This is a genomic window from Streptomyces sp. NPDC043854 (genome assembly GCF_056436005.1).
The window spans coordinates 1-20,088 of sequence record NZ_JBWKDK010000081.1 but is presented as its reverse complement, the minus strand read 5'-3'; the positions used below and the strand labels follow the sequence as shown (position 1 = coordinate 20,088).

19 protein-coding genes are annotated in these 20,088 nt (G+C 75.4%); 16 read left to right on the top strand and 3 right to left on the bottom strand.

The window, feature by feature from the left end; genetic code table 11:
* Positions 1–130: 130 nt before the first annotated feature.
* A complete protein-coding gene (locus AC068A_RS35215; RefSeq protein ID WP_478590370.1) occupies positions 131–364 on the bottom strand; it encodes a chaplin in 234 nt (77 codons plus the stop codon).
* A gap of 240 nt (positions 365–604) precedes the next feature.
* Positions 605–1,015 carry a rodlin gene (locus tag AC068A_RS35210; protein ID WP_478590369.1) on the bottom strand — a complete coding sequence of 137 codons (411 nt, stop codon included), beginning with the start codon at positions 1,013–1,015 and terminating at the stop codon, positions 605–607.
* A gap of 346 nt (positions 1,016–1,361) precedes the next feature.
* Between AC068A_RS35210 and AC068A_RS35205 the strand changes: the two genes are divergently transcribed.
* The 14 genes from AC068A_RS35205 to AC068A_RS35140 all read left to right on the top strand — a co-directional run bounded on the left by AC068A_RS35205 (position 1,362) and on the right by AC068A_RS35140 (position 18,354).
* On the top strand, positions 1,362–2,456 hold the full coding sequence (locus tag AC068A_RS35205) for a DUF3344 domain-containing protein (protein WP_478590368.1): 1,095 nt from the start codon (positions 1,362–1,364) through the stop codon (positions 2,454–2,456).
* Between the two features lie 19 nt (positions 2,457–2,475).
* Positions 2,476–3,693: a glycosyltransferase gene (locus tag AC068A_RS35200; protein ID WP_478590367.1), complete on the top strand. Its 1,218-nt coding sequence runs from the start codon at positions 2,476–2,478 to the stop codon at positions 3,691–3,693.
* Entirely contained in the window at positions 3,690–5,216 is a 1,527-nt protein-coding gene (locus AC068A_RS35195) for a sugar transferase (protein ID WP_478590366.1), read from the top strand. Before AC068A_RS35200 ends, AC068A_RS35195 begins: the two co-directional genes overlap by 4 nt.
* Positions 5,217–5,218: 2 nt before the next feature.
* A complete protein-coding gene (locus AC068A_RS35190; RefSeq protein ID WP_478590365.1) occupies positions 5,219–6,649 on the top strand; it encodes an O-antigen ligase family protein in 1,431 nt (476 codons plus the stop codon).
* On the top strand, positions 6,646–8,457 hold the full coding sequence (gene murJ / locus AC068A_RS35185; protein ID WP_478590364.1) for a murein biosynthesis integral membrane protein MurJ: 1,812 nt from the start codon (positions 6,646–6,648) through the stop codon (positions 8,455–8,457). Before AC068A_RS35190 ends, murJ begins: the two co-directional genes overlap by 4 nt.
* Positions 8,447–9,226: a polysaccharide deacetylase family protein gene (locus AC068A_RS35180; RefSeq protein ID WP_478590363.1), complete on the top strand. Its 780-nt coding sequence runs from the start codon at positions 8,447–8,449 to the stop codon at positions 9,224–9,226. The genes murJ and AC068A_RS35180 overlap by 11 nt, the downstream gene beginning before the upstream one ends.
* A gap of 23 nt (positions 9,227–9,249) precedes the next feature.
* Positions 9,250–10,554 (top strand): glycosyltransferase, encoded by a 1,305-nt coding sequence (locus tag AC068A_RS35175; RefSeq protein WP_478590372.1) that lies wholly within the window; start codon positions 9,250–9,252, stop codon positions 10,552–10,554.
* Positions 10,555–10,621: 67 nt separating this feature from the next.
* Positions 10,622–11,326, top strand: a complete 705-nt coding sequence (locus AC068A_RS35170) for a YveK family protein (protein ID WP_478590362.1) — start codon at positions 10,622–10,624, stop codon at positions 11,324–11,326.
* A complete protein-coding gene (locus AC068A_RS35165) occupies positions 11,323–12,465 on the top strand; it encodes a GNAT family N-acetyltransferase (protein ID WP_478590361.1) in 1,143 nt (380 codons plus the stop codon). The genes AC068A_RS35170 and AC068A_RS35165 overlap by 4 nt, the downstream gene beginning before the upstream one ends.
* A gap of 267 nt (positions 12,466–12,732) precedes the next feature.
* On the top strand, positions 12,733–14,247 hold the full coding sequence (locus tag AC068A_RS35160; protein WP_478590360.1) for a carboxylate--amine ligase: 1,515 nt from the start codon (positions 12,733–12,735) through the stop codon (positions 14,245–14,247).
* A gap of 174 nt (positions 14,248–14,421) precedes the next feature.
* Entirely contained in the window at positions 14,422–15,696 is a 1,275-nt protein-coding gene (locus tag AC068A_RS35155) for an NAD(P)-binding domain-containing protein (protein WP_478590359.1), read from the top strand.
* A 17-nt stretch (positions 15,697–15,713) separates the two neighbouring features.
* Positions 15,714–15,956: a hypothetical protein gene (locus AC068A_RS35150; protein ID WP_478590358.1), complete on the top strand. Its 243-nt coding sequence runs from the start codon at positions 15,714–15,716 to the stop codon at positions 15,954–15,956.
* Positions 15,957–16,093: 137 nt separating this feature from the next.
* Positions 16,094–18,097: a SpoIIE family protein phosphatase gene (locus AC068A_RS35145; RefSeq protein WP_478590371.1), complete on the top strand. Its 2,004-nt coding sequence runs from the start codon at positions 16,094–16,096 to the stop codon at positions 18,095–18,097.
* An 86-nt stretch (positions 18,098–18,183) separates the two neighbouring features.
* A complete protein-coding gene (locus AC068A_RS35140) occupies positions 18,184–18,354 on the top strand; it encodes a hypothetical protein (RefSeq protein ID WP_478590357.1) in 171 nt (56 codons plus the stop codon).
* Positions 18,355–18,375: 21 nt separating this feature from the next.
* Here AC068A_RS35140 and AC068A_RS35135 read toward each other — a convergent pair whose 3' ends face one another.
* Positions 18,376–18,756, bottom strand: a complete 381-nt coding sequence (locus tag AC068A_RS35135; RefSeq protein ID WP_478590356.1) for a hypothetical protein — start codon at positions 18,754–18,756, stop codon at positions 18,376–18,378.
* A gap of 86 nt (positions 18,757–18,842) precedes the next feature.
* Between AC068A_RS35135 and AC068A_RS35130 the strand changes: the two genes are divergently transcribed.
* Both AC068A_RS35130 and AC068A_RS35125 read left to right on the top strand, forming a co-directional pair.
* A complete protein-coding gene (locus AC068A_RS35130) occupies positions 18,843–19,430 on the top strand; it encodes a DUF4352 domain-containing protein (protein WP_478590355.1) in 588 nt (195 codons plus the stop codon).
* 57 nt (positions 19,431–19,487) lie between these two features.
* Complete coding sequence (locus tag AC068A_RS35125) at positions 19,488–19,982, top strand: DUF5949 family protein (protein ID WP_478590354.1); 495 nt, start codon at positions 19,488–19,490, stop codon at positions 19,980–19,982.
* The last annotated feature ends 106 nt before the right edge of the window (positions 19,983–20,088 follow it).

The following is a 20,088-nucleotide window of genomic DNA, read 5'->3' as shown; positions in this document are numbered from 1 at the left end:
TTCCCTCTTCTCCCCCCCCCCTCCCTGGCGCTCGCCCCCCCCCCCCCCCCCACTCCCCCCCCCCCCCCCCCCCCCCCCCCCCCCCCCCCCCACCCCGAGGAGGTTCGCCCCTGCGGGCGGAGACGCTTCGTCAGCTGTTGGCGCAGGTGCTGCCGAACGCGGGGTTCAGCAGGCCGATGACGTCGGCGGTGTTGCCGCAGAGGTTGACCGGGACGTGGACCGGAACGGCGACGAGGTTGCCGGCGGCCACGCCGGGGGAGCCCACGGCCTGGCCGTCGGCAAACGAGTCGGCCATGGCGGGGGAGGCGGCACCGGCGGCCATCAGAACGCCGGCGGCCAGCACCACTGCCTTCTTGTACGACATGTGATTTCGATCCTTTCCCGCAGCGGCTTGTCCACTGCAGAAACAACAACGAGTGGGCGGTGGAAAGGAAACCCCCGGTTTCCGGGATGCTTCCGAAATTCCCCCGGCAGCCCGGGTGGGCGGAAATTCAGCGCGGATTTCCGCGGCTATTTCCGGGCGGGGAGGGCGAGGGGCGGGTCCGTACGCGCCAAGGCCGCCGCGACCCGGAGGTGCGACGGCCTCGGTGGTGCGGGGGAGGAGTCAGCTGCCGATGGAGCCGTTGCCGGACAGGACCGGGATGTTGTCCAGGACGTGCGAGAGCGGCTCGTCGCCCTTGGCCTGGGTGGAGTTCTCGGTGCACTGCTGGCTCATCGGGTTGGACAGGATCGGGAGGTCCTGGACGCCGAGGTTGGCCAGGGCGAGGATCGACTGGGCGTTGACCTTCGAGGGCAGGGCGATGCAGGGCTTGTTGAAGGAGCCCTGGATCAGCGCCATCTGCGGGCTCATGGTCCCGTAGGTGGCCTGGTTGCCGTAGAGCTGGGTGGCGCCGTTGCCGTTGACGGTGTTGATGCCGTTGTCGTTCCCGATGGCCATCGCCTGCGGCGCCATCGCGGCACCGATACCCACGACCGAGGCGGCGGCCGCCGCCGTGGCCATCATCTTCTTGATCATTGTGGTCCCTTTTTTGCAGGATTGCCCGGTACTTGAGCACCCGGCCCAACGGGGCGCCGTCGGCTCGGGTTGCGGGGCTTCACCCGGATGCCGCGGTCCGGCGCGGCGCGGTTGACGGTCGGTGTGCGGTCAGGGGGGCCGGGGCGGCGCGGGCGTTGTCGAACGACGGGGCTGTTTTTTCCATTTCGTTCGAACAGCGGTGCATCCGCATAACGACTCGCCGCCTCTGAGGGTGCGTGTTATCGCCCAAAAGGCCGTACGTGCGAGTCCGGCGTGATTCCGGGTTGGATTTCTGACAAAGTTCACTCCTGTTTTGTCCCCCTTGATCGAAAATGGAGACAGGATCATGGGTGCCTCCCGCGGAATCCTCGGCACGCTCGGCCTGCTGTCCTGCCTCGCACTTTCGGCCGCCGTTCCCGCCGCGGCCGCCGAGGCCGCCCCGCCGGGCCCCGCGGAGGCACGCCGGGTCCCGTTCATGCAGCGTTACCAGGCCGTGCAGCACGGCGGGCTGGTCCGGGCCTCCAACTCCTCGATCGGCTGCAGCCGGGAGGCGGCCCCCGACGCCGAGCCGTGCGCCGAGGTCAAGAAGGGCGCGGCCGGGGTCAACGGCGACTTCGAGATGTTCTACAGCGAGGTCGACAACGACCCGGACACCTACAACTCCACCCGCGCCGAGCTCAAGGTCCCGCAGGGCGCGAAGGTCTCGTACGCCCGCCTGTACTGGGGCGGGAACCTGCGCGCCGGCGAGCAGAAGCCGCCGGAGGACAACGGGCGGGTGCTCATCGCCGAGCCGGGCGGCGCGTACAAGGAGGTGCTCGCCGACACCGTGATCGGGCACCGCACGGACGAGGGCAGCGATGCCTACCAGGCCTCGGCCGACGTGACCCCGCTGGTCCGCAAGGGCGGCGCCGGGATGTGGACGGTCGCCCAGCTCAACATCGCCATGGGCCGGTCCGAGGCGGGGGCGTGGGGCGGCTGGACGCTGGTCGTCGCCTACGAGCACCCGCAGGAGCCGCTGCGCCGGATCTCGCTGTGGGACGGCTTCCAGCGCCTCGGCACGGGGGCGGGCGAGGCGATCGAGATCGCCGGTCTGGGCGCTCCGGCCGGGGCTTCGGGCAAGGCCGGCGTGGTGGCGTACGACGGCGACCGGGGCACCCTCGGGGACGCGCTCACCGTGACCGCCGACTCCGGGCGCCGGGCCGACGTCAGCGACGAAGAGAACCCCTTCAACGACGTCATGAATTCCACGATCACGGAATTCGGGCGCCCCTCGTCCGCGCGACAGCCCGAACACCTGAACAATCTCGGATATGACGCGGACGTGTTCGACCTGAGTCCCGCCCTTTCTCGTGGCGCCCGCAGCCTGAACTTCAGGTTCACGGGCGAAAGCCAGGGCCAATTCCTCGGCGTGCTCTTCGTTCAGACAGACGCGCGCCGCTGAACGTAGGAGACCGCTCCGCGTGCCGACACAGCCTGCCGCTGCGCAGCCCTGCCCTGCGCAGCCCCCGATCCCACCAGCCCTGACCGTCCTGCACCTCGTCCAGCCCGTCGACGGCGGCGTCGCCCGCGTCGTCGTCGACCTCGTACGCACCCAGACGGCCGCCGGCCTGCGCGCCGTCGTCGGCTGTCCGCGCGGCGGCCGGCTCGCCGAGGAGGCCCGCGCCGCCGGCGCCGAGGTGCTCGCCTGGCGGGCCGGCCGCGCCCCCGGACCCGACCTGGCCGCCGAGGTGATCGGCGCCCGCCGGGTGATCCGCCGGGCCCGTCCCGACGTCCTGCACGCCCACAGCGCCAAGGCCGGGCTGGCCGGCCGGCTCGCCGCCCGCGGGCGCGTCCCCACCGTGTTCCAGCCGCACGCCTGGTCGTTCGACGCGGTCGGCGGGGTCACCGGAGCCCTCGCCCGGCGCTGGGAGCGCTTCGGGGTGCGCTGGGCCGACCGGGTGCTGTGTGTCAGCGAGGCCGAGCGCCGGGTCGGCGAGGACGAGGGGATCGCCGCCCGCTGGTCGGTGATCCGCAACGGGGTGGACCTGGACCACTACCGCCCCGGCGGCCCGGACCGGGCCAAGGACCGCTCCGCCGCCCGCGCCGAACTCCCGCTGCCCGCGGCGTTCCTCGGTGACGGGCCGCTCGCCGTCTGCGTGGGCCGGCTCTGCCGCCAGAAGGGCCAGGACGTCCTGCTGCGCGCCTGGCGGGAGGTGCTCGGCAACCTCCCGGAGGCCCGCCTGGCCCTCGTCGGGGACGGCCCCGACACCGAGAGGCTGCGCCGCTCGGCGCCGCCCGGGGTGCTCTTCGCCGGCGGGGCCGCCGACATCCGACCGTGGCTTCGGGCCGCCGATCTCGTTGTACTGCCGTCGCGGTGGGAAGGCATGGCGCTCGCCCCGCTGGAAGCCATGGCCTGCGGCCGACCGGTCCTGGTCTCCGACGTCAGCGGCGCCCGGGAGAGCCTGCCGCCCGGCCAGGGACGGCTCTGCCTGGTGCCGCCGGAGGACCCGACGGCCCTGGCCAAGGCCCTGGGACGGCTGCTTGCCGAGCCGGGCCTGCTCGCCGAACTCGGCGAGCAGGCCCAGCAGCACGCCCGGACCGAATTCGACGTGCGGCGGACCACGGCCGCGGTCACCGGTCTGTACCACGAACTGCTGGGCAGGCCCCGGCCCTCGAACCAGGAGCGCATCAGCCGATGACGATGGACAGCGCACCCCCCCGGCAGACCGGATCGGGCGGCACGGGGCACGCGGCCGGCGCCGCCGGCACGGCCGCCGTCCGACGGTCCGTCACCGCGATCCACCCGCCGCGCCGGCCCAGGGCCGACCAGGCCAGGCCGCTGGTGCGGCAGCGCCGGGAGAGGCGCCGCCTCGGGGCGCTCCCGCTGCTGGCCGCCGACGCGCTGGCCGCCGTACTGACCACGGCCGCCGCGCCCGGGCTGGCACTCCCGCGCGAGGCGGCCGTACCGCTCGCCGTCCTGCTCGCCCTGCTGCACGCGAAGGCCGGGCTGTACCGGCCGCGCCTGGCGCCGTCCGCCCTGCTCGAACTGCCCGCGCTGGCCGGGTGGGCCGCCGCCCTGTGGTGCGGGGCCGCCGCCGTCGTGGCCGCCGTCGACCCCCGCCAGGCCATCGGCTGGTGGGCGCTGCCGGCCGCCGTCTGCCTCCAGACCTTGCTGACGTGCGCGGGACGCGGGTTCGTCAACCTGCTCCGCCGCAACGCCGGGCGCCGCCGACCCGCCTCCGCCCTCGTCGTCGGCCCCGGCGCCGGGGCCGACGCGGTCGCCGCCGCCCTGCACGGGCACCCCGAGTACGGGCTGCGGCCCGTCGGACTCGCCGGCACCGCCGACACCGACACCGCCGCCGGCTCCGACGGCGACGGCGCGATGCCCGTCCTCGCCACCCACGAGGACATCCGGCGCGCCGTCATCCAGAACTCCGTCCGGGACGCCGTCTTCACCCGGCCGCCGGAGGCGGACGAGCACACCGCCTCCCTCGTCCGCCTCTTCCACGACCACGGCTGCCGGCTCTGGCTCGCCGACCCCGCCGGAACCGCCAAGGCCACCGGGATGCGGGTGGTCCAGCCCGCCGACCAGCTGTGGGGGTACGCCGTCCAACCGCTGCTGCCCCGCCCGGCCCGGCAGCTGGAGCGCTGGGTGAAGCGGGCCCTCGACAGCACCCTCGCCTTCTGCGCGCTGATCGCCGCCGCCCCGCTGATGGGGGCGTGCGCGCTGGCCGTACGGATCTCCGACGGGCCCGGGGTGATCTTCCGTCAGGAACGGGTCGGCCTGTACGGGCGCCCCTTCACCCTGCTGAAGTTCCGCACGCTGCGCGCCGACGCGCACGAGTCCGCCACCCGGTGGACCGTCGCCGGCGACAACCGGATGAGCCCCGTCGGCTCCTTCCTGCGCAAGTCCTCGCTGGACGAGCTGCCGCAGCTGTGGAACGTGGTGCGCGGCGACATGAGCCTGGTCGGCCCGCGGCCCGAGCGGCCCTTCTTCGTCGCGAAGTTCAGCAGCGTGCACCCCGGCTACGAGGCCCGGCACCGGATGCCCGTCGGGATCACCGGGCTCGCCCAGATCAACGGGCTGCGCGGGGACACCTCCATCGAGGACCGGGCCCGGTTCGACAACCACTACATCGACACCTGGTCGCTGTGGCAGGACCTGTGGATCCTCGCCCGCACCGCGGCCTCCTTCTTCCGCTTCCGGCTGGGGGGCAGCTGACCATGAGCCTTGCCGTGACGACGATCGGCGGCGCCGGAACCCGGCCGGACGTGCCGGACGCGCCCCGCCTGGTGCGGCGGCACTGGCCGCTGCTGCCGCTCGCCGCGACCGTCCTGATGCTGCTGGTCCCGGTCCCCGCCGGCGACGCGAGCGCCTCCGGCAAGGTCGGCCCGGCCGACGCGGCCTCGCTGGTGCTGGTGCTGGTGTGCGGGGTGCAGGCGCTGCGCGGCCGGGTGCGGCCGCTGAGCCCGCTCGCGGTCGCGGTGCTGGGGGTGCCCGCCGTGGGACTGGCCGTGGCGACCGCGACCGCGGGGGACCCGTACGCGGCCCTGCCGGGGTTCGTGCGCTACCTCCAGGTGTTCGTCCTGGTGCCGGCGGCGGTCGTGCTGCTGGTGCGCGACGCCTGGGAGTTCCGGGTCGCCGCGGGGTGCTTCACCGTGCTGGCCCTGGTGCAGGGCGCGGTCGGCGTCGTGCAGTACGTGACCCACACCGGCGCCTCCTACCAGGGCGAGGACGTCCGGGCCGTCGGCACCTTCGGCCCCAGCGACGTGATGGGCATGGCCACCGTCGTGGCGTACGGGCTGGTCGTGGCGACGGCCGCGGCGCTGGCCCCGGGCCTGCCGCGCCCGGTGCGGCGGGTGGCGGGCGGCACGGCGCTGCTGCTGGTGGTGCCGCTGGTGCTGTCGTTCAGCCGGGGAGCGTGGCTCGCCACGGCCGGGGCGGCGGTGCTGGTGATGCTGCTGGCCGGGATCCGGCGGGCGGTGCAGGTGCTGGTCGCCCTGACCGCGCTCGGCGTGGTGCTGGTCGGCGGGTTCGGGGTCGGGTCCGCGATGGTCGCCGAGCGGCTGACCTCGATCACGCAGGTCTCCAGCGCCCCCGACCAGTCGGTGACCGACCGCTACACGATGTGGGCCGCCGCCGAATCGATGTGGCGGGAGCGGCCCGTGACGGGCGTGGGTCTCAAGGGTTTTCCGGCCCACCGGGACGGGCACGCCTCGCTGGGGTTGTCCTCCGGCAGCGACACCGCCGGCGCGGGACAGGGGTACGTCCGCCAGCCGCTGCTCTCCCCGCACAACATGTACCTGCTGGTCCTCGGCGAGCAGGGGCTGATCGGGCTGATGGCGCTGGCGGGCGGCTGGGCGGTGCTGCTGGTCGCCGGGATCCGCCGGTACGTCGCGGGGCGCGCGCAGGACCCGTACCAGGATCCGTACGCCGTGGCCGGCGCGGGCGGACCGGACCGGTCGGGCCGGGCCATCCGCGACTGCGGGCTGATCGCGATCGGGCTCCTGGTCTGGCAGCTCACCGACTTCCTCTACGCGGACATCGGCGGGCCGTCCACCGTCCTCACCGGAGTGATCATCGGACTGGCGGCGTGGTGGGCCCTGCCGTCCCCGGTCGGCCCGCGCGCCGCTTCCGGTGCGGCCGGCCGGTGACCGATACAACGCCCTGGAGGCAGCCCGCAGCCGCGGCGACCGACGTTGCCGCGGTTGCGGGCCGTCCGCCGCGCCCCCAGCTCCCCCCGCATCCGCCGGAGCCCGCCCCGGAGCCCGCCCCGGCGCGCCACGGCCGGGGCCGCACCCCGGGGCCGCGGCCGCCCGCGCCCCCCGGGCCCGCAGGCTTCGGTCCCGACCGCGGCGCGTCCGCGCCGCTCGGCCGCTTCCTGGCCCGGGCCGCCGCCGTCACCGCCGGACTGACCGCCGCGGGCTCGGTGCTCGGGCTGGCCCGGGACCAGACCATCGCCCACCTCTTCGGCGCCGGACACGACAGCGACGCCTTCCTCATCTCCTGGACCGTCCCGGAGATGGCCTCGACCCTGCTGATCGAGGACGCCATGGCGCTGCTGATGGTGCCCGCGTTCAGCCACGCCCTCGCCCGGCGGGCGGCCACCCGGGCCGGGCTCAGCCGGATGGAGGCCCGGGCGCAGGACCCCGTACGGCTGCTGGTGGCAGCGACCCTCCCGCGGCTGGCGGTGCTCCTGACCGCCGTCGCCTCCGTGCTGGTCGTCGCCGCGCCGCTGGTCGTCGCCGTCCTCGCGCCCGGGCTGCCGGACCCCGGCCTCGCCGTCGAGTGCACTCGGCTCACCGCGCTGACCGTGCTGTCCTTCGGGCTCGCCGGGTACTTCAGCGCCGCCCTGCGGGCCCACCGCTCCTTCGTGCCGCCGGCCGCGATCTACGTCTCGTACAACGTCGGGATCATCGGGACGATGATCGCCCTGCACGCCGCGTGGGGGGTGCGGGCCGCCGCCGCCGGCGTCGCCGCCGGCGGGCTGCTGATGGTCCTCGTCCAACTGCCCGCCTTCATCCGGAACGTGGGCTTCGGCCCGCCCCGGGCCAAGGACGCGCCGCGCAGCCAGCGCGACCGGGACCGGCCCACCCTGATCGCCCTCGGCGTGATCGCCCCCGTCATCTGCTTCGCCGTCTTCCGGCAGTCGCAGGTGCTCGTCGAGCGGTTCCTCGCCGCGTCCCTGCCGCCCGGGGCCATCTCGCACCTCAACTACGCGCAGAAGGTCGCGCAGATGCCGATGGTGCTGTCCCTGATGATCTGCACCGTCACCTTCCCCGTCGTCGCCCAGGCCATGGCCGGCGGCGAACGCGAGAAGGCCCGCCGGCGCGTCGAACAGGACCTGGCGCTCGCCTGCCTCGCCGTCCTCATGGGCACCGCCCTCGTCGTCGGCTACGCCCCGCAGATCATCGAAGTCCTCTTCGAGCGGGGCGCCTTCACCCACGAGGACACCCGGGCCACGGCCGCCGTCATGCGGGTCTACGGCCTCGGGCTCCTCGGCCACTGCCTCGTCGGCGCGCTCAGCCGGCCCTTCTTCGCGACCACCCGCCCCACCTGGTTCCCGGCGCTCGCGATGGGCGCCGGACTCCTCGTCAACATCGCGGGCGGGGCCGCGGCCGTCCGCTGGTGGGGCATCCACGGCCTCGCGGGCGCCAACGCGGCCGGCATCTCCACCACCGCCGTGCTGCTGCTCCTCGGCATCGGCCGGCGGATCATCGCGATCCAGGTCCGCCGGGTCGCCCTCAGCATCGTCCGGCTCGCCGTCGCCTCGTTCGCCGCCTGCGGCACCGGCTGGATCGCCGCACCGATGATCCCCGACCCGCTGCTCAGCGCCGCACTCGGCTGCCTGCTGGTCCCGGCCATGTTCGCGGCCACCGGCATGGCCATACGGGCGCTCGAAGTGACCACCCTGTCCGCCCAGATCGCCCACACGACCCAGAGGTTCCGCAATGTCCGCTGACACCGACACGGCACCGGCCGCCGCGATGGCTCCCGCCCGCCGGACCGCGGCCTCGCCGTGGGTCCTGATGTACCACTCGGTCACCGAGTTCACCGATCCCGCCGAGGACCCGTACGGCATCACCGTCACCCCCCGCACCCTGGAGGCCCAGCTGCTGTGGCTGCGCTCGCGCGGCCTGCGCGGGGTCTCCGTCGGCGAACTGCTGCGGGCCCGCGCCGCCGGGCGCGCCGCCGCACTGGTCGGGCTGACCTTCGACGACGGCTACACCGACTACCTCACCGGGGCGCTGCCGCTGCTGCGCCGCTTCGACTGCACCTCCACCCTGTTCGTGCTGCCCGGGCGGCTCGGCGTGGACAACGTGTGGGATCCGCTGGGGCCCCGCAAACCGCTCCTCACCGCCGAGGGCATCCGCGAGGTCGCCGCCGCCGGGCAGGAGATCGGCTCCCACGGGCTGCTCCACCAGGACCTCACCGCCGTCCCCGACGACGTGCTCCAGCAGGAGCTGCGGGGCAGCCGGGAGCTGCTGCGCGAGCTGACCGGGACCCTGCCCGAGGGGTTCTGCTACCCGTACGGGTACCTCGACGCGCGGGTCGTCGACGCGACGCGGGCCGCCGGGTACGGGTACGCGTGCGCCATCGACCCCGGGCGGCTGGCCGGCCCGCACGCCCTGCCCCGTACGCACGTCAGCCAGGCCGACGGGAACGGGCGGCTGCGGATCAAACAGCTGCGGCACCGGGTGCGGGAGCTGGGCCGGGCGGTGCACCGGTGAAGGCGCTGCCGCCGCTCGAGGAGCTGCGGGTGCTGCACGTCATCACCGGGCTCGGCGTCGGCGGTGCCGAACAGCAGCTGCGGCTGCTGCTGCGGCACCTGCCCATGCGCTGCGACGTGCTGACCCTGACCAACCCGGGGCCGGTGGCCGAGGGGCTGCGGGCCGACGGGGTGCGGGTGGTGCACCTGGGCATGCACGGCAACCGGGACCTGGGGGCGCTGCCCCGGCTGGCGCGGTACATCCGGCGCGGCCGGTACGACCTCGTCCACACGCACCTGTACCGGGCCTGCGTGTACGGGCGGCTCGCGGCCCGGCTCGCGGGCGCCGGGGCGGCCGTGGCCACCGAGCACTCCCTCGGCGACGCCGAGATCGAGGGCCGGCCGGTCACGGCCGGGGTCCGGGCCCTGTACCTGGCGAGCGAGCGGCTGGGCGCGGCGACGGTGGCGGTGTCCGACACGGTCGCGGCCCGGCTGGCCGGGTGGGGCGTGCCCGCGGCCCGGGTGCACGTCGTGCCGAACGGGATCGAGGCCGCCCGGTTCCGCTTCGACACCGGGGTGCGCCGGGCCACGCGGGCCCGGACCGGGCTGCCGGAGCGGGCCTTCGTCGTCGGCGGGGTCGGCCGGCTGGTGCCGGGCAAGCGGTTCGACGCGCTGGTCCGGGCGGTGGCGGCGCTGCCGGGCGCCCACCTGCTGCTGGCCGGGGAGGGGCCCGAGCGGGCCGCGCTGCGCCGGCTGGCCGCCGAGCTGGGCGCGCAGAACCGGATCCACCTGCTGGGCGAGCGGGATCCGCTGGGCGACGGCCCGGACGGGCGGACGCCGGGGATCCCGGCGCTGCTGTCCGCGATGGACGTGTTCGTGTCCCCGTCGCGGGAGGAGGCGTTCGGGCTGGCGGTGGTGGAGGCGCTGGCGGCCGGACTGCCGGTGCTGCACGTCACCTGCCCGGCGATCGACGACCTGCCGGCCGCGGAGGCGCCGGGCGCGCGGCGGATCGGCACCGGGGCGGAGGAGCTGCTCGCCGCCCTGCGCGGGCACATGGAGGCGGGAGCGACAAGGCTGCCGCCGCCGCCCGTGGCCCGGCGCTACGACATCGCGCGGAGCGCGGAGCAGCTGCTGGACGTCTACCGGCTGGCCCTCGCGCACCGCCTGCCGGCCCCGCGCGTCCCCCGCCCCGCCCCCGCATCGGGCGGGTCGGCTTCGGGTGCGCCGGCGCCGGCTGCCCCGGCCCCGGGCGCCCCGGCCTCCGCCGCGCCCGCCGACCGGACACCCGCTCCGGCGGGCACGCCGGGCCCCGCGCACACACCGCGGCCGGCCCCCGGCGACCGGGACTGAACCGCATGTCCCGGGTACCGAACGGACCCGGGAGGAACACCTTTTCACCCAGGAAGTGAGCACGCACATGGCCGACACCGCCGAGCAGAAGAAGTCCGACCGCCGACGCCGCCGGGTACGGCTGCTGCCGCCGCCCGCCTGGTGGCCGCTGCCCGTCGCCGCCGTGCTGGGGCTGGCCGCGGGCGGCGCGTACGGCGTCCTCAAGGCGCCCGAGTACGCCGCCACGAGCTATGTCGTCGCCGTCCCGGACGACACCACCGAACCCGCCACGGCCCTCGGCTTCGCCCAGGCCTACGGCCGCATCGCCACCAGCAGCTCCACCCTCGGGTACGCCCAGCCCCGCGCGGGCCTTGACGCCCGCCGGATGCGCACCCAGGTCCGCGCCGAGACCTCCCCCGACTCCCCGATGATCGCCATCACCGGCACCTCCCGGAGCGCCGCCGAGGCGGCCGACATCGCCAACGCGGTGGCCGACGCCCTGTCGCTGAGCAGCAATCAGGCCGCCAAGAACACCGGCGTGCAGCTGCTCCTGTTCAGCCAGGCCGTGGCCCCGGCCGACCCGGTCTCGCCGTCCGCTCCCGTCGCCGGCGCCGTCGGCCTGTGCGCCGGCGGGCTGCTCGGCGGACTGTTGCTGCTCGCCCGGCCCGGCCGCGGGCGGGGGCAGCAGCCGCGGCGTCAGGACGAGGCGGCCGCCGAGGAGTTCACCGCCACGCCCACGCTGCCGGCCCAGGGCGAGAACCCGGAATCCAAGGAGAAGGAGTCCGTGCGATGACACCGGGCTCCACCGGGGCCCTCTCGGTGACGCTGTGCCGTGACCCCCGGCAGTTCGCCGCACTGGCCGAGCCCTGGAACCGGCTGTTCCGCTCCTGTCGCACCGCCACCCCCTTCCAGAGCCACGCCTGGCTGCACTCCTGGTGGCTGTCGTACGGCCGGGACGGGCGGCTGCGGATCGTGCTCGTGCGGCGCGACGGGGAACTGGTCGGCGCCGCCCCGCTGATGCTCGTCCACCGGCCGCTGCCGCTGCTGGTGCCGCTCGGCGGGGGCATCACCGACCACTCCGACGTGCTCGTGGCCGACGGCCACGCCGACCAGGTCGTGCCCGCGCTGGCCCACGGGCTGCACCGGGCGGCCCGCGGCGCCGTCGTCGACCTGCGCGAGGTGCGGCCGGGGGCGGCTGCCGAGGCGGTGTACGAGCAGTGGCCGGGCGTGCGCAGCAAGCTCGCCGACTCCACCTGCATGGAGCTGCCCGCGCTGCCCTTCGACGAGCTGGTCAAGCGGATGCCGGCCTCCGGGGGGCAGCGGGTGCGGGCCAAGCTCCGCAAGACCGACGCGGCCGGCATCGAGGAGCACGAGGTCACCGAGCACGAGGTGCCCGGTGCCGTACGGACCCTGCTGCGGCTCCACGAGAAGCAGTGGCGCGGCCGCGGGGTGACGCCCGAGCACCTCAAGCCCCGCTTCGCCGAGCACCTGACCCGGGCCACCCGGCGGATGGTGCGCGCGGGGGAGGGCCGGCTCACCGAGTTCCGGCTCGACGGGAAGGTGGTGGCGGCCAATGTCACGCTGCTCTCGGGGGCGCTCAGCGGCGGATACCTGTACGGGGCCGATCCGGACCTGCGGGCGCGGAAGGTGGACGTGGCGACCTTGCTGCTGCGCTACGAGGCCGGCCGGGCCCTCGCGGAGGGCCGCCCGGTGGTGAGCTTCCTGCGGGGCAGCGAGCCGTACAAGAACCACTGGCGGCCCGACACGGTCGTCAACCAGCGGTTCCTGATGGCCCGGACGGCGCTCGCGCCCCTGCTGCGACTGCACGAGTCGCAGGTGACGGGGCGCGAGCGGGCGGTGGACGCCCTGCGCGAGGCGCTGCCGGCCGCCCGGGACTGGCGGGCCCGGCTCAACGAACTGCGGGTGCGATGACGGGTCTGCCAGGGCCGGACGGGGCCCGCTGCGACGGGCGCCGCCGCCGTGCCCCCGGGGCCGGGCTCACGGGTGCTTCCGGAAGTGCGCGTCGAACCGGCCCTCGGCGCCCTGCCGGACCAGCCCGGCCACCTGCCGGTCGGGCACCCGGCCCTCGTTGCGTTCCTGCATGGGCACGTTAGGCATCACATCCGACCAATGGCCCGTCCGGTGACGGCTTCCGTAGGCCAGTCGCAGTTGCGCACCATCCCTGCTTGGTCCGACTAGGTGAAAGACACCGTTTCCATGTACGCGTTCTCCGGCCACGTGCCCGCTGTCGTGCTCAGACTCGACCGGAATCCGTTCCACCACGGAACCCTCGGCGCCGTCAGGTCCCTTGGTCGCAAGGGCGTGGAGGTCCATGCCGTGGTCGAGGCGGGGGGAGGTCCCGTGGGGCGTTCGCGGTACGTGCGCGCCGTGCACCAGGGACCACCGGGCGGGCTCGATCCGGAGGCGCCGGAGGCGCTCGGGGAGTGTCTCATCGGGGTGTCGGAGCGGATCGGGCAGCCCGCGGTGCTCATCGCGATGGACGACCTGAGCGCGATCACCGTCGCGCGGATCGCGCCGATGCTCGAGGGACGGTTCCGGATCCCCCGCCAACCCGACGGCCTCCCCGCCAGGGTGGCCGACAAGGCCGAGCTGTCGGTGCTGTGCGCCCGCTGGGGCATTCCGCATCCGGAGACCGTGATCCCCGGCAGCGGGGCCGAGGCCGTCGAGGCGGCCTGGCGGCTCGGCCTGCCCGCGGTCGCCAAGTGGAGCCGGCCCTGGCTGCTGCCGACGGGCGCCGGCCTGCGCAGCACCACCCTCGTGCACACCGCCGCGGAGGCACGCCGGCTGTACGAGCGCTCCGCGGAGGCCGGCAGCCGGCTGCTGCTCCAGCGGTTCCTGCCCGCCGGCGCCGACACGGACTGGTTCTTCCACGGCGCCTTCGGCCCGGGCGGGCGTCCGCTGCTCACCGGGTCGGGACGCAAGGAGCTGTCCTGGCCGGTGCGGACGGGGCTGACGGCGGTGGGGCGCTGGCTGCCCGACCCGGTGGTGGAGGAGGCGGGGCTGCGGATCGCCGAACGCCTGGGCTACCAGGGGATCCTGGACCTGGACTTCCGGCGGGACGAGAGCGGCTGCTTCCGGCTGGTGGACTTCAACCCGCGCCCCGGCGCGCAGTTCCGGCTGTTCACCGACGCGGCCGGGCTGGACGTCGTCCAGGCCATGTACCTGGATCTGACGGGGCAGCAGGTGCCGGCGCAGTGCGGGGGGCCGGGCCGGGTGTTCCTCGCCGAGAACTACGCCCTGCTGGCGGCGGTGCGCGGGAGACGGCTGCCGCTGCGGCGGCGGGGGCGGCCGGGGCCGGCCGAGGAGCCGGGCCCGGGCCGGGGGGCGGGGCGGGGGCGTGCGAAGGGGCGGTTGGAGGCGGCCTGGTTCGCGGCGGACGACCTGCTGCCGTTCCTGGCGATGCTCGCCGCGTTCCTGGGGCGGGGCGCGGACAAGGGGGCGCGCGCCCTGCGCCGGATCCCGGCGAACGGGGGGCGCACGGCGCGCGCGGTGGTGCGCGCGCCGCGTCAGCGCGCCCCGCGCCAGTGGGGCGGCGACCGGGCGGCGCCGGGGCGGCCGGCCGTGCCTGCCGCGGCTGCGTCACCCGGCGCGCCCGCCGCGCCCGCCGCGCCTGCCGCGCCTGCCACGCCCGTCGTGCCGCCCCCGCCCGTCCCGCCGGCGGCGGCCGCTCCGGACGAGCTGGTGACGCGGTGACCGCCCCGGGGGCGGGGCCGTGCCCCCTGCGGGCGACCCGGGCCGTGTCGGAGTTTGACGCGCCGGGACCCGGGAAGCGGGAGATGGCGGCGTCGCGCCCGACACCGGCCCGGCCCCGCAACGCCCCGGGGAACGAGGGGGACTCATGAGACTGGAGGGACATTGGTGACGCGGATGGACGATCTCGTCGTGGTCGGCGCCGGTCCGTACGGGCTGTCGATCGCCGCGCACGCGGCGGCGGCCGGGATCGGCGTCCGGGTGCTCGGGCGCCCCATGGCCTCGTGGCGGGACCACATGCCCGAGGGCATGTACCTGAAGTCCGAGCCCTGGTCCTCGAACCTGTCGGCGCCCGGCGGCCGCCACACCCTCGCCGAGTACTGCGCCGGCCGGGGGCTGGCGGCCGAGCACGGCCGTCCGCTCCCGATCGGCACCTTCAGCGCGTACGGCATGTGGTTCGCCCGCCGGGCCGTGCCGGAGGTGGAGGAGCTGACCGTCACCGAGATCACCCCGCAGGGCGACGGCTTCCGCATCCGCACCGCCGAGGGGCCCCCGCTGCTCGCCCGGACGGTGGCCGTCGCCATCGGGGTGATGCCCTTCGTCCGCCACCCCGGGGCGCTGCGCGAGCTGCCGCCCGGGCACTACTCGCACAGCAGCGCCCACCGCGACCTGAGCCGGTTCGCCGGCCGGGAGGTCGCCGTGGTCGGGGCCGGGCAGGCCGCCCTGGAGACCGCCGTCCTGCTCGCCGAGACCGGCGCCCGGCCCTGCCTGGTCGCCCGGCGAACCCGGCTCAACTGGAACACCGTGCCCCCGCCGCTCGAGCGCCCGGCCCTGGAGGCGCTGCGCCGCCCGCACAGCGGCCTCGGCAGCGGCTGGCGCACCTGGGTGTGGTCCGAGCTGCCGTGGGCGGTGCGCCGACTGCCCGCGGAGAGGCGGGAGCGGATCGCGGCCACCGCGCTCGGGCCCGCCGGGGCCTGGTGGCTGCGGGACCGGTTCGAGCGGAGCGTCCCGGCCCTGATGGGGCACCGGCTGCACCGGGCGGTCGCGGTGGGGGACCGCACCCGGCTGGGGCTGACCAGCGCGGCCGGGGAGTCCGTCGTCCTGGACGTCGCGCACGTCATCGCCGCCACCGGGTTCCGCCCGGAGCTGGCCCGGCTGGACCTGCTCGACGCCCGGCTGCGCGCCGCGCTGGACACGGTCGGGGACGGCGACACGCCCGAGCTGAGCCCCGGATTCGAGTCGTCGTGGCCGGGACTGTTCTTCGCGGGGCTGCTGACGGCTCCCTCATTCGGCCCTTCCATGCGATTCGTGCACGGTGCGGGGTTCACGGCGGGGAGACTGGTGAAAGGAGTCCGTAGGCGCCTCGGCGCCCTGCGCCCGCCGACGGGCTCCCTCGGGACCCCGCGGCCCGCCCGGGCCGGCGCGGGGCGTCCGAAGACATCTCTGCGGTGAGGTGAGAGGGGTCCGCGATGACTGCGGAGCAGCGAGCACAGGGCCGCGGCTGGGTGCGCATCCCGGCCAGCCGCGCGGAACAGCAGACCACTGCGCGCCGGGCAGCCCCGTACGGCCCTCCCGCGCCCGCCGCACCGGACCCGTCGACGATCTACCTCTCCCTCGTCAAGCGCTGGCGGGAGGCCGGGCGCACCCTCCCGGGGCAGCCGGACGAGGAGTGGGAGCGGCTGATCTCCCAGCCGTGCTGGCCCGGCCGTTAGGTGGTGTGTGTCAGGTGGCAGCGGCGGAGCGCGACAGGTCCGGCCCAGGGCCCGGCCGGGGAGCCGGCCCGGGACCGGACCGGGGAGCCGGCGGCGGCCCGGTGACCGGTCCCGGCGAGCGGCTGGCCCTGAACGGCATGGGCAGCTTCGAGTGGGACCTGCGGGCCGGCACGTTCGAGCTGGACGAGGCCGGGTACGCGGTCTTCGACCTGGAGCCCGAGGAGTTCGACCGGACCCCGGAGGGCCTCGGCCTGCGGATCCCGACGCACGACAGCACGCGCCTGGCGGACTCCGTGCAGGCCGCGGTGGACGAGGGTGCCGAGACGCACGGCTCGTACTTCACGGTCCGCAGGCGCGACGGCGTCGACCAGTGGACCCACACCCAGGGCAGGATCCTGCGGGACGCCGCCGGGCGGCCCTACCGCATCGTCGGGATCGTCCGGGACGCGACGGCCGAGCTGACCCAGGCGACCGTGCTGCGGAAGCTGGAGTCGGCCCGGGCCAAGCAGGCGACGATCGTGCAGCGGACCACCGAGGCCCTCTCGCGGGCGGTGACGGTCGACGACGTGACCGCCACGCTGACCGGCGCGGGAGCCCTGGAGCGGCTGGGCGCGGACGGGCTGGCGCTCGGGCTGGTCGAGAACGGCGCCATCAGGATCATCGCGCTGAGCGGGGAGTCCCTGGAGATCCTCAACGAGCGCAGGTTCACCCGGCTGGACGGCACCCTGCCGCTCTCCCAGGCGGTGCTCACCCGCACGGCCCGGTTCGCCACCTCGCTCACCGAACTGGCGCACGAGTTCCCCCTGCTCGGCGACTACCTCAACCGGATCCGGTTCGACGCGGCCGCCTACCTCCCGCTGATCGCCCAGGCCCGGGCCATCGGCGGGCTGGTGCTCTTCTACCGGCGGCGCAGCGAGTTCAGCCCCGAGGAGCGCAACCTCTGCCTGGGCCTGGCCGGCATCGTCGCGCAGTCACTCCAGCGGGCACTCCTGTTCGACCAGGAGCGGGAGTTCGCGACCGGCCTCCAGGCCTCGATGCTGCCGCGGCGGATTCCGGAGATCAGCGGCGGGGAGATCGCCGTGCGCTACCACTCCGCGTGGAGCGGGCGCGAGGTCGGAGGCGACTGGTACGACGTGATCGCGCTGCCCCGCGACCGGGTCGGCATCGTGGTGGGCGACGTCCAGGGGCACGACACGCACGCGGCGGCGATCATGGGCCAGCTGCGGATCGCGCTGCGCGCCTACGCCGGCGAGGGGCACCCGCCGTCGACCGTGCTGGCGCGGGCCTCCCGCTTCCTGGCCGAGCTGGACACCGAGCGCTTCGCGACGTGCATGTACGCGCAGGTGGACCTGGAGACGGGCGGCGTACGGGCGGTCCGCGCGGGCCACCTCGGCCCGCTGATCCGGCACACCGACGGGCGGACGGGCTGGCCCAACGTGCGCGGCGGGCTGCCGCTCGGGCTGGCCTCCGCCTTCGAGCAGGAGGACTTCCCCGAGACCCGGCTCGACCTGGTGCCCGGGGAGACGCTGGTGCTGTGCACGGACGGCCTGGTGGAGGAGCCCGGCACCGCCATCACCCAGGGCATGGAGGCCCTCGCCCAGGTGGTCCGCAGCGGTCCGCAGGAGGCCGGGGCGCTCGCCGACCACCTCTCGGACCGGCTCTGGGAGCGCTGGGGCTCCGGCGACGACGTGGCCCTGCTGGTGCTGCGCCGGGCCCCGGACCCGGGGACCCACCGGGCCCCGCGGATCCACCAGTACATCCACCAGGCCGACCCGGAGGGGCTGTCGGAGGCCCGCTTCGCGCTGCGGCAGGCGCTGCGGGACTGGGGCATGCCGCAGCTCGCCGACGACGTGGAACTGGCCGCCGGAGAACTGCTGGTCAACGCCCTCCTGCACACCGACGGCGGCGCGGTGCTGACCATGGAGGTGCTGCCGGAGCCGGTACGGCGGATCCGGCTGTGGGTCAAGGACCGCTCCAGCGTCTGGCCGCGCCGGCGGACCCCGGGGGAGGCCGCCACCACCGGGCGGGGGCTGCTGCTGGTGGACGCGCTGGCCACGCACTGGGGGGTGGAGTCCCGGGGAGAGGGCAAGGCGGTGTGGTGCGAGTTCGACACCTCGGGCAGCCCCCGCGGCACAGGGTGAACATCCCCTCACGCCGAGTTGTGGCCGGTGGGGCGCAGGGCGATGATGCGGTCCATGAGACGGACGTGTGTGGAACGGATCGTCCCGTGCGGCGCCGCCTGAGCGGGCGCACGGCCACCGGCCTGCTCGCACTGCTCCTGCTGGGGGCCGCGGTGCCGACGGCCGTGGACCTGGCCGAGGGGCACCGGCACGCGGATCCCGGGTGCCGGACCGTGGCGTTCATGTCGATGACGGGCGTGGCGCCGTCCTGCCGCTGAGCGGCCGGCGGCCGGCCCGGCTCAGCGGCGGGCAGACGCGGTCCCGGCCGTCGCACACGGCCTTGCCAGCGCCGAGACCGAGGCGGACATCGTCCTGTACGAGGGTGGCCGGGCCTTGATCCGGATCGCCCCCTCGGGTGACGGCTGCTCGCAGCGGTGGGTGCCGGAAAGGGTGATCGTGCCGTCCCCGCCGATGTGTGCTTCGGACTGTACGGAAATAGCCTGATGGAACGCGGTGGCCTCGGCCGGGGCGGTGAATACCGTGGCCGCGGCCGGCGCCGAGAAGGCCGCCAGGGCGATCCGGCTGCCGGACGCTGCGCCTTCTTCCTCCAGGTGGGTGCAGATGGCGGAATTCCGCCGGAACGCATTGTGCTGGCAGATGGACGGCAGCTCGCTCCGCACGCCCGTGTCGGTGTGTGCAATTTCCCGCTCGGGCGGGTGAGACTGGCCGGAAATACCCCCCTCGAAGGTCCCCGAAGGGATCGCGCATGCGCCAGTCCGCTTCCGCCTCCGCCCTTGCCGCCGCCGCCCTCCTGCCGTTCCTGCTCTTCGGGGCCACGGCCTGTTCCGCACCCTCAGACGGGGCCGCGCTCGCCCCCGCCGCGGCCCCCGCCGTCCCGGTGGACGACGCCGCCCCGGGCGCCGGGGGCGCTCCCGCCGTGAAGGACGCCCACGTGGGCGATCCCGTACGGGTGCACGGCCGCCAGGTCGGCCGGCACCTTCAAGCGGTGCTCAACGCGTACGTCGACCCCGCGGTCAGCGTGGAGGAGAACTTCGCCCCGCCCGCGGGAACCCGCTGGGTGGCCGCCTCGATGTCGTTCGTCAACGTCGGCGGGGCCTCGTACGGGGCACTCGGGCGCATGTGGGCGTACGACAGCGCGGGGAAGCGCCACCCGGCGGTGCAGACCGGCGAACTGACCACCGGAAAACCCCTCGTCTTCGATTCCCTCGCCGTCGGTGAACGGGCCGAGGGGTGGGTCGTGTTCGAAATTCCGGAGAATGCGCGCATCGTTCGGCTCCAGTACCAGGATGCGAACGTCCAGTCGGATTCCGGAGAAGGATTCTGGGCGGTCTAGCCCGCGCGGGTGAAAGGCCGTGAAGGGGTCGGTGCGAAGGCCACTAGGGTGCGGCGCATGACTTCAACTCAAGCCGAAATCGACCGGACCCGGCTCGGTACCCTTTCGGTGCTCGCCTGGATCGGCGACCCCGCCGAGGGCCACGACATGCCGTACCTCCTCGCCTACTCGCTGGGCGACGGCCCGCAGGGCCCGGAGGCCGCTGCGGAAGCCGCGCGGGCGCTGCTGGCGGGGAACAAGCTGTCCGTAGGGGACAGGGTCGAGGACGGCCGGAACGACCCGGCGGGCTTCCCCGTGCAGATCGTCCTGGCGGACAACCAGGTCGCGCTGACCCTGCCCGGACTGAACGCCACCTGCACCGTCCCCGACGAGTGGGTCGAGGCGGCGACCGAGAGCGGGCAGGCGTACTTCCTGTTCGCCACGCGCCCCTGGCCCGAGGCCGTCCCGGGCCGGCCGGTCGACGCCGCGACGCTCCAGGCGTTCGCGGGGGACGAGGAGGTGCTCGCGACGAGCGCCCACTGCCTCCTCGCCGTACGGCGCCTCCAGCAGTAGCCGCGCCGCCACCGCACGGTGCCGGCGGCGCGGCCGGCGCCCGCTCCGGCCGCCGGGCCCCAGCCCGCCCGGCGGCCGGTTCCGCGCGCCCGCCGCGCGCCCGCCG